This is a genomic window from Streptomyces sp. WAC06614, assembly GCF_003949795.1.
Taxonomy (GTDB): Bacteria; Actinomycetota; Actinomycetes; order Streptomycetales; family Streptomycetaceae; genus Streptomyces.
In genome coordinates this window covers 1-6,961 of the sequence record NZ_RPRY01000347.1, presented here as the reverse complement: position 1 = coordinate 6,961, position 6,961 = coordinate 1, and the positions used below count along the sequence as shown (strand labels likewise).

General features: G+C 75.4%; 7 protein-coding genes. 4 read left to right on the top strand and 3 right to left on the bottom strand.

What is annotated here, in order from left to right; genetic code table 11:
* The first annotated feature begins 331 nt into the window (after positions 1-331).
* Both EF918_RS30245 and EF918_RS30240 read left to right on the top strand, forming a co-directional pair.
* Positions 332-805 carry a carboxymuconolactone decarboxylase family protein gene (locus EF918_RS30245; RefSeq protein ID WP_125652120.1) on the top strand — a complete coding sequence of 158 codons (474 nt, stop codon included), beginning with the start codon at positions 332-334 and terminating at the stop codon, positions 803-805.
* Positions 806-839: 34 nt separating this feature from the next.
* The gene (locus tag EF918_RS30240) at positions 840-1,766 is read left to right on the top strand and encodes an RNA polymerase sigma-70 factor (protein WP_125652119.1); all 927 of its coding nucleotides are present in this window, start codon (positions 840-842) and stop codon (positions 1,764-1,766) included.
* A 112-nt stretch (positions 1,767-1,878) separates the two neighbouring features.
* Here the strand turns inward: EF918_RS30240 and EF918_RS30235 are convergent, their stop codons facing one another.
* The gene (locus tag EF918_RS30235; RefSeq protein WP_125652118.1) at positions 1,879-2,646 is read right to left on the bottom strand and encodes a DUF4118 domain-containing protein; all 768 of its coding nucleotides are present in this window, start codon (positions 2,644-2,646) and stop codon (positions 1,879-1,881) included.
* A gap of 530 nt (positions 2,647-3,176) precedes the next feature.
* Here EF918_RS30235 and EF918_RS30230 point away from each other — a divergent pair.
* A complete protein-coding gene (locus EF918_RS30230; RefSeq protein ID WP_260610806.1) occupies positions 3,177-3,968 on the top strand; it encodes a GNAT family N-acetyltransferase in 792 nt (263 codons plus the stop codon).
* An 85-nt stretch (positions 3,969-4,053) separates the two neighbouring features.
* On the opposite strand, the gene EF918_RS30225 is transcribed toward EF918_RS30230, so the two are convergent.
* Positions 4,054-4,806 (bottom strand): hypothetical protein, encoded by a 753-nt coding sequence (locus EF918_RS30225; RefSeq protein WP_125652117.1) that lies wholly within the window; start codon positions 4,804-4,806, stop codon positions 4,054-4,056.
* A 70-nt stretch (positions 4,807-4,876) separates the two neighbouring features.
* Between EF918_RS30225 and EF918_RS30220 the strand changes: the two genes are divergently transcribed.
* A complete protein-coding gene (locus EF918_RS30220; protein ID WP_125652116.1) occupies positions 4,877-5,542 on the top strand; it encodes an HAD family phosphatase in 666 nt (221 codons plus the stop codon).
* 125 nt (positions 5,543-5,667) lie between these two features.
* Here EF918_RS30220 and EF918_RS30215 read toward each other — a convergent pair whose 3' ends face one another.
* A complete protein-coding gene (locus tag EF918_RS30215) occupies positions 5,668-6,909 on the bottom strand; it encodes an MFS transporter (RefSeq protein ID WP_125652121.1) in 1,242 nt (413 codons plus the stop codon).
* Between the last annotated feature and the right edge of the window lie 52 nt (positions 6,910-6,961).

Genomic DNA, 6,961 nt, shown 5'->3' with positions numbered 1-6,961 from the left:
GCCCCGCGGGGTCACCACCGCCCGCTGCGGGCAGCCCGCGTCCACCCCGACCACGGTGATCCGGCACGGTCCCTGGAACCAGGCCATCGGCGCGTCCTCCTCGTATCCCAGCACGTCTCACGGAGCGGCGACGCCGGCCGCCGACCCCTCACCCCGGGGGAACGGCCCGCACCTGCGCCGGGGTTCGCCGCGGAACGAGACACAGGTCACATCGGAGCGTGTCACAGGGCGGCGGCCCATCTCGTCCCAGGGATGAACCAACAAGGACAGAGACCCAGACAAAGCCACAGACCCAGAACCAGAACCAGAACCAGAGAGAAGAGGTACCACCATGGACGCGCGCCTGAACTACTTCGCCGGTGAGACCACGGGCAAGGCGCTCAAGCACGTCATGGCCGCGGGCAGGACGCTCAAGGACGGCCCCCTGCCGGCCGCGACGCTGGAACTGGTGGCGCTGCGCGTGAGCCAGATCAACGGATGCGCGGTGTGCATCGACATGCACACCAAGGACGCCGCCGCGAGCGGCGAGAGCGCGGTACGGCTGCACCTGGTGGCCGCCTGGCGGGAGGCCACGGTCTTCACGGAGGCCGAGCGCGCCGCGCTCGAACTGGCGGAGGAGGGCACCCGGGTCGCGGACGCGGCCGGCGGGGTGAGCGACGCGGTGTGGGCGCGGGCCGCCCAGCACTACGACGAGGAGCAGTTGACCACCCTGGCGATGATGGTCTCGTTCATGAACATGGTGAACCGGCTCAACATCATCGCCCAGCAGCCGGCGGGCAGTTACGAGCCGGGCCAGTTCCACTGAGCCGCACGCAGGAAGAACGAGGAAAGGACATGACGTGAGCAAGGTCGAGGAGTTCGAGGAACTGCGGCCCCTGCTGTTCTCGATCGCCTACCGGCTCCTCGGCAGCGTGAGCGAGGCCGAGGACGCGGTGCAGGAGACATGGCTGCGGTTCGACGGCTCGTCGACCCTGCCCACGTCGACCAAGGCCTACCTGTCGGCCACGGTCACCCGGATCGCGATCGACGTGCTGCGCTCGGCCCGGGTGCGGCGCGAGGAGTACGTGGGACCCTGGCTCCCCGAGCCGCTGCTCACCGACCCGTACGAGGACCCGGCCCGGTCGGCGGAACTGGCCGACTCGGTGTCCATGGCGGCGCTGCTGCTCCTGGAGCGGCTCAGCCCGCTGGAGCGGGCGGTGTTCGTGCTGCGGGAGGTGTTCGGCTTCGGCTACGACGAGGTCGCCACGGCCGTCGGCCGGTCGGAGGCGGCGTGCCGGCAGCTTGTGGTGCGGGCCCGCAAGCACATGGAGGCGGGGCGGCCGCGCTTCGAGGCGGAGCGCAAGGAGCAGGAGGAGCTCGCCTCGCGGTTCTTCGCCGCGTTCCGCGGGGGTGACGTCGCGGGCCTGCAGGAACTCCTGGCCGCCGATGTGTCGCTGGTCGGCGACGGCGGCGGCAGGACCCCGCAGCTGGCCCGGGCGGTCCTCGGCGCCGGCAAGGTGGCCAAGCTGCTGGCGGTGGTCGTCGCCATGCTGGACCGGGTCGGCGTCACGGTCGAGCCGCGGCAGGTCAACGGCCGGCCGGGCGCGCTCTTCCACGACCGCGCCGGCAAGGTCCTCCAGACCCTGTCCCTCGACGTCCTCGACGGCCGGATCCAGGCGATCCGCGTGGTCTCCAACCCGACCAAACTGTCCCACCTGGGCCCGGTGGCCGACGCCTGGGCCCTCCACCACGAGGCCCGCACCGCGGCCCGCCGAGCGAGGGGCTGAGGGCCGGACCCGGACCCCTCCGGGGCGCCAGGGTGGGGTCCGGAGGTCCCGCGGGGTCTCGGTGAGGAGGTCCCGCCGGCCCCCCGATGGTCAGCGGGCTGGTGGCGGCTGCTCAGCGTTCCCGTTTCGGCTGGGCCATGTCGAGGGCGGTGCCTGCCTGGGCTGCGAGGACGCCGGCGACCAGTCGGGCCTGGTGGGAGGGCAAGGCGCCCGGGCGGGGGTCCAGGAGGAAGCGGCCGTAGGGGTGGCCGCCGCCGGTCACGCGTAGTTCGACCGGGCCCTCCGGCCATTCGTCCGGCCACAGCTCCGCCTCGCCGCCGCCCGCCTCCAGGCCGCGCCATACGCTGCCGTCGTGCTCCAGCCGGGGCAGCATGCCGGCCGGGGTTCCGGGCTCGTAGCGGCAGCCGCGCAGGTTCAGCAGGGCGACCAGTTCCCCCCGTACGTACTCGACCACGGCCTCCGGTGGGGTGCCCTCCTCCGTGAGCCGGGCCGTGGCCCGTAGCCGTTCCAGGTCCGCCTCGTCCACGGCCACCGCGGACTGCATCCGTTGCGTACGGACCGCGAGCTGGCCCACCAGCAGGCCCGTCACCAGCAGCAGCACCGCCGTCACGACGTCGTCGTGGCCGGCGATGCCGAAGCTCAGGTACGGCGGGACGAGGAGGAAGTCGAACCACGCCGCGGCCGACAGCGCCGCGACCGCCCCCGTCAGCCGGCTGCCCCGGGCGGCCACCGCCACCACGGCCACGACCAGCACCAGGGCGGCGTTCGTACCGGTGAGCCGGGTACGGAAGGGCACCAGCGCCAGCGCCACCAGGAACGGCACCACCAGGGCCGCGGCGAGGACGCCGTAGGTGCGCAGGCGGGAGCGGGAAAGCGTCATGGTGCTCACCTTCCGGACGGGGACCGGTCGACCGGGGCGCCCGGCCGACCAGGGGTCGCTCCCGAACCGGGCCCTACGTCTCGACGGTATGCGTACGGCCTCCTCCCCGCCGCCTACGGGCCCCCGCCGGCCCGTCCCTGACGGGGTCCTGACGCGCCACTGACGGCGTTGCGTACACCCGCGTCAAGGCGGCGGCAATTCCGTCGCGCGGACCGGTGCGGCCGGACGGAGGTCCGGTACGTTCCTGGTCGTGCCCGTCGCCGGAGGTTCCGGTCACGTGCATGACGACGGCTGAGGCGTCCTGCCGAATGCCCCCGAGGTCGCGGCCCCGCGGCCCCGCAAGGCCGAAGCCCGGCCGACCGCGCCGACCCGCGCCGCACCGTGCAGCGCCGCGCCGTGCAGCGCCGCGCCGGCCAAGGCCGTACCGCCTTCCGGCGTGACCTCGGCTGCCCGGCGCCGGTTCCCATGCCGGGGGGCCTCTTCCGGGCCGCCCCGGCTCCCCTTCCGCCCGCTGCGAGGTGTGACCTGCCGTGATCGAGCTTTCTGCGCCGGCCCGCGCGACCGAGTTGATGCGTTGCTTCCCGTCCGGGGTCCCCGGCCTGCCCGCGCTCGCCGAGCACGCGCTGGGCACCGGCCGCGGGCGCTGGTGGGCCGACCGGCCCGTCGAGCCGCGGGTGCTGGCCGTGTCCTGCGGGGACCATGTGCTGCTGCGCGGCCGCGCCGGTGTGCTACGGCCGCAGGACCTCCACCCGCTGGCCGCCGCCTACGTCGAGGCGCCCGAGCACTTCGTGCCGGTGCTGCGCGCCGCGTTCACCCGGTTGGACCCGTGGGAGCGGATGGTCTACGTACGCCACGCGGCCCCGGTGGAGGCCCGTCCACCGCGCGGCGTCGCCCTGCGCCGGCTGACCGGCACCGACGCGGAACGGCTGGCGGACCTGGGACCGCAGGCGCAGTGGATCCACGGCACCTGGGGCGGCCCGCACGGACTGGCCGGCTCCGGTTGCGCCTGGGGCGCGTTCCGCCGCGGCCGACTGCTCACGGTGGCGTGCACGTACGTCCGGGGGAGCCGGTACGAGGACGTGGCCGTGGCCTGCGACCCCGCGCACCGGCGCCGTCACCTGGCGCTGGCCTGCGTCAACGCCCTCTGCTCGGACATCGAGCAGCGCGGCCGCACCCCCAGCTGGACCTGCTCGCGCGACCACCGCCCCAGCCGGCTGCTGGCCTGGTACGCCGGATTCCGGCTCCAGCAGGAGCACGTCCACTACGCCACCGGGGCCGGCCGTGCCGCAGCACCGACGGGCCGGCCCGCCCACGGGGCGTAGCTGCCCCGGTCGTGCAGGCGCGGGCGGTGCGGTCGGTCCCGTGCGCGGAGCAGCGGTACGGCCAGGGCGTCGGTCGTAGGTCCGCCTAGTGGTACGTCTTCCAAGGCGTCGGGCCCTCGTCGTGGTAGTGGCCGTGGCCGCCGAGCCAGGCGGGCAGGCCCACTCCTGCGGGGAAGAACCGTACGCCGGCCACGGCCCTCGGGTCGTCACCGGAGAGGAAGGACCGGGCCAATTCCGTGGCGGCCCGGGCCGGTTCCCGGGCGTCGACGGGGAACGTGCCGCCGAACTCCTCGACGCGGTGCCACGCGCCGTCCGTGGAGCGTTCGTCGCGCAGGAAGTACACGAGGACGTGGTCGGGGAAGCGTGGATCCGTCCACACGTGGCCGAGCTCGCACGACCAGCGTGCCAGCCGGGCGGGCTCGGACCGCAGTGCGTCCCGGAGCAGCCGGGCCGTCGTCCGGGCCGGCCACTCCCAGCGGGGGTCCTGGGCGGCTCGGGCCAGTTCGGCGTCGTAGGAGGTGGCGTCGAAGCGGTACTCGGGCAGCGTGATGCCCGCCTCGCCCTCCGGCTCCCAGGTCCATACGACCGTGTCGCCCTCGCGCCGCAGCAGCAGGGACAGCGCAGGATGGCAGCCGCACCACCGCTCGGCCACGTCCACCCGGTGCGGCCGGTCCCCGACCGTCAGCGGGCCGTCGGGGACGAGCCAGCCCCGGGGGTCCCCGCAGCGCACCCCGTGGTCGGCGTCCTCGAAGGCCGCCGCGATCACGTCGACCCCGTCGATCAGCGGCCGGACTTCGACGACCAGCGATCCGCTGCCCGAACCCGCAGATCGGGCCAACTGTCGCGCCGCGCGGCGGTCGGGGCAGGCGCTCCGCCCGGCCGCCCGCGGGGCCGCCTATGCTGCACGGGTGATCAAGCCGATTGAACTCGTGATATTCGACTGCGACGGGGTCCTCGTCGACACCGAACGCATCGCCGTGCGCGTCCAGGTCGCCCTGGGCGCCGAGCACGGCTGGGCGCTGACCGCGGACGAGGTGGTCGACCGGTTCGTCGGACGTTCGCACGCCGCCGTCCGGGAGCAGATCGCCGCCCGGCTCGGCGAGGAGACGGCCACCGTCTGGTCGGACCGGTTCGAGGTGCTGCACCGGGAGGCCGTCGACGCCGGACTGGACCCCGTGGACGGCCTGCCCGAGGCGCTGGACGCCCTCGGGCTCCCGACGTGCGTGGCCTCCAGCGGGTCCCACGAGAAGATGCGCCACACCCTCGGCCGCACCGGCCTCTACGGCCGCTTCGAGGGCCGCATCTTCAGCGCCACCGAGGTCGCCCGGGGCAAGCCCGCCCCGGACCTGTTCCTGCACGCCGCCCGGCAGCTCGGCGCGGACCCTGCCGCCTGCGTGGTCGTCGAGGACAGCCGCCCCGGCGTCGAGGCCGCGCGCGCCGCGGGCATGCACGCGTTCGGCTACGCCGGCGGGCTCACCCCCGCCGAACGCCTCCAGGGCCCCGGCACCACCGTCTTCCACGACATGCGCGAACTCCCCGCCCTGCTCGCGCGCCGGCTCACCGCCCTCGCCTGAGGGCGTGCCGCATCACGGTCCGCGCCGGGCCGCCGGGACCGGGGCGGGACCGGGGCGGGGGCGGACATCGATGGTCACCCCGCCTCCACGAGGGCACGCCCGCCCCCGCCCCGGTCGGCCCGCCCTCAGCCCGCCCGGGCCGGGCTGCCCGGCGGCGTCCGCCCGAAGTGGCGGGCGGTGGGCACCAGGGCCGCCGCGGCGGGCACCAGGAAGCAGGCGGCGGTGCAGGCGCCGAGGACCGGCGTGACCCCGAACCGGTCGATGGCCGGGGCGATCAGGGCGAGCCCGAGCGGCGCCAGCCCGTAGGACACCAGGAAGTCCAGCGAGGAGACCCGGGCCAGCTTGTCGGGCGCGACCTCGCGCTGGGTGGCCGTGAACCACGGCACGTTGAACAGCTCGATCCCGATCCCGGCGACCGCGTACGCCGCGACGACGGCGACCGCGGGCACCGGCAGCATCAGGCTCAGCGGCGCGAACCCGTACGCGGCGAGCCCGGCGAAGGCCGCCCAGCCCTGGGACCGCGGTCGCACGCGGGCGACCAGCAGCGCCCCGCCGAGCGCGCCCAGCGTGTACGCGGTGGCCGCCGCGGCCAGCACCCACTCGGAGCCGTACCGGTCGCGGCTGATCAGCGGCAGCGCGACGCCGGTGGCGGAGTAGCCGAGCGCGACGACCGCGACGAGGGCGCCGAGCCCGGCGAGGAACCAGGGATGGCGCCGCGCCTCACGGACGCCCTCCACGAACTCGGCCCGGAAGCCGGCCCGTGACGGAATCGATGACCGCGCCGGCTCCGGCGAGGGGGTCTGCGACGCAGTCTCCGACGGAGCCGTCGTCGCGGCCCCACCGGTCCCCGGCGCCGGGACCAGGGCGGCGACCAGCCAGAGCAGGCCGATGCCGAGCAGCAGCGCCCGTACGTCGACGAACGCGGCGAGCAGTGCGGTCAGGGCGGGGCCGGCGAGGGTGGCGGAGCGGACCGCCACGGTCATGGCGGCGTTGGCCCGGCGGCGCCGGCCGGGGTCGACGGTCTCGGCGGTGAGCGCTTGGAACGCCGGCCGGCACGCGCCCTGTCCGGCGCCTGCCAGCGCCGCGGCGGCCGTCATCAGCAGCAGCGAGCGGCCGAGCCCGAGCGCGAGGAGCGGCGCGGAGACGGCCGCGGCGAGGGCGGACCACAGGACCACGGCCCGGCGGGAGTGCCGGTCGGCCAGGACGCCTCCGACGGCGACGGCGAGCAGGAAGCCGGCCGTACGGGCGGCGAGGACCATGCCGAGGCCGGCGGCGGTGAGGTCACGGTGCAGGACGGCGAGTCCGAGCACGAAGGGCAGGGCCCAGGTGGCGAGGCCGGAGGCGGTGGTACCTGCCCACAGGCGCAGGAAGGCGGCCTCGCGGAGGAGTGAACGTGGGGGCGGGGGAGCGGACTTGGCC

Bases quoted from the DNA above. Each gene is read 5' to 3' on its own strand.
- EF918_RS30245 (WP_125652120.1), top strand. From the start codon at position 332: ATGGACGCGCGCCTGAACTACTTCGCCGGTGAGACCACGGGCAAGGCG.
- EF918_RS30235 (WP_125652118.1), bottom strand. From the start codon at position 2,646: ATGACGCTTTCCCGCTCCCGCCTGCGCACCTACGGCGTCCTCGCCGCG.